At 76.2% G+C, this 1,200-nt stretch carries 1 protein-coding gene and 1 pseudogene; both read left to right on the top strand.

Going from position 1 to position 1,200, the window contains the following annotated elements; genetic code table 11:
* Positions 1-984: pseudogene (locus VR45_RS37100) on the top strand (hypothetical protein); the annotation flags it as partial.
* 7 nt (positions 985-991) lie between these two features.
* Positions 992-1,200, top strand: a 209-nt coding sequence (locus tag VR45_RS37095; protein WP_045944342.1) for a hypothetical protein, incomplete at its 3' end; no start/stop codon positions are given.

Genomic DNA, 1,200 nt, shown 5'->3' with positions numbered 1-1,200 from the left:
CCCCGGCCCGCCCAGCAGCCGCCGTACCCGCCGCAGGGCCAGCCGCAGCCCGGGTACGGCCAGGCCCCGTACGGGGCGCCCGGCCGACCGCCGTACGACCCCGCCCAGCAGGGTCACGCCCAGCCGGGCCACCCCCGGCCCGAGTACGCCCAGCCCGAGTACCCCGGGAACGAGTACCCCGGGAACGAGTACCCCCAGCACGAGTACGCCGGGCACGACTACCCGACCGGCTACGAGGCCGCCGACGACGAGGGCCCCGGCAGCAGGCGCGCGCCGCTGCTGATCGCCTTTGCCCTGCTCTTCGTACTGGCCCTCGGCGGCGGCATCCTCTGGGCGGTCAAGGACAAGGGCTCCGGCACCGACCAGGCCGGCCCCGCGACCCCCTCTGCCACCAGCACCGACGGCACCACCGGGTCCGGGAACCCCCAGCCCGCCCCGGCCCCCACCGGCGCCGCGCCGACGCCGACCGCCCCCGACCCCGCGGCGAGCACCGGCCCGTCCCCCTCCCAGACCGCCGCCGGCGCCAACGCGCCGGCCCAGGCCAAGGCCCTCGACGAGCTGCTCACCCAGGGCGAGAGCGCCAAGGCCCCGATCGGCAACGCGGTCGCCAAGGTGAACAGCTGCCCGACCAAGCCCGACATCGAGTCCGCCGCCCAGGTGTTCGACAGCGGCGGCAAGCAGCGCGACCAGCTGCTGGCCAAGCTCGCCCAGCTGAGCGTCACCGACCTGCCCGGCGGCACGGACGCCGTGCAGTCGCTGAAGTCCGCCTGGCAGCTGTCCGCCGACATCGACCGGGCGTACGCGAGCTGGGCCCGGACGGTCGCCTCCCAGGGCTGCACGGGCAGCGCCCCGAACACCGCCGACAAGAAGCGCGCCGACGAGCTCAACCCGCAGGCCACCCAGGCGAAGAAGGACTTCGTCACGAAGTGGAAGGCGATCGCCGACCAGTTCGGACTCACCCCCCGCACCCAGGACCGGATCTGAACCACCCGTGACTCGCACCACCCGCCGGCCGTCCGGCCCCACCGCCCCCGACAGCACCGCTCCCGACAGCACCGGTGCGACCCCCGACAGCGCCGACGACCCCGGCCGGGACCCCCGCCCGCGCCGCTCGACGCTGCTGCGCACGGTGACCGTGATCGGCGTGCTGGCGCCGCTCGGCCTGGCCGGCTGGCTCGGCTGGCGGACCGTCGGCAGCCT

This window comes from Streptomyces sp. NRRL S-495 (genome assembly GCF_000966955.1).
Classification (GTDB): Bacteria; Actinomycetota; Actinomycetes; order Streptomycetales; family Streptomycetaceae; genus Kitasatospora; species Kitasatospora purpeofusca.
This window is presented reverse-complemented; position numbering and strand designations above follow the sequence as displayed.